Origin of the sequence: Ruminococcus sp. MCC718, assembly GCF_018783905.1 — a bacterium.
Classification (GTDB): Bacteria; Bacillota; Clostridia; order Lachnospirales; family Lachnospiraceae; genus Hominisplanchenecus; species Hominisplanchenecus faecis.
On the sequence record NZ_WQNP01000115.1, the window covers coordinates 1 to 204 of the forward strand.

The window sequence follows — 204 nt, forward strand, 5'->3', positions numbered from 1 at the left end:
CCTATATTGTTATTCCTTTTATGCTATTCGTCTTAATCCTTCTTCCAGTATATTCTTTGCTGCATTGATATCTCTGTCATGCGTTGTGCCACAGACAGGACATACCCATTCCCTTACGGACAGGTTTTTTGTTTCTGTATTTTGGTATCCACAAACGGAACACAGCTGACTACTGGCATAGAATGTATCTATTTTGACATATTT

At 37.7% G+C, this 204-nt stretch carries 1 protein-coding gene; it reads right to left on the reverse strand.

Going from position 1 to position 204, the window contains the following annotated elements; genetic code table 11:
• Positions 1-18: 18 nt before the first annotated feature.
• Positions 19-204 (reverse strand): zinc ribbon domain-containing protein (locus GPK60_RS10740; protein WP_215660008.1); only part of this gene is annotated, 186 nt, incomplete at its 5' end.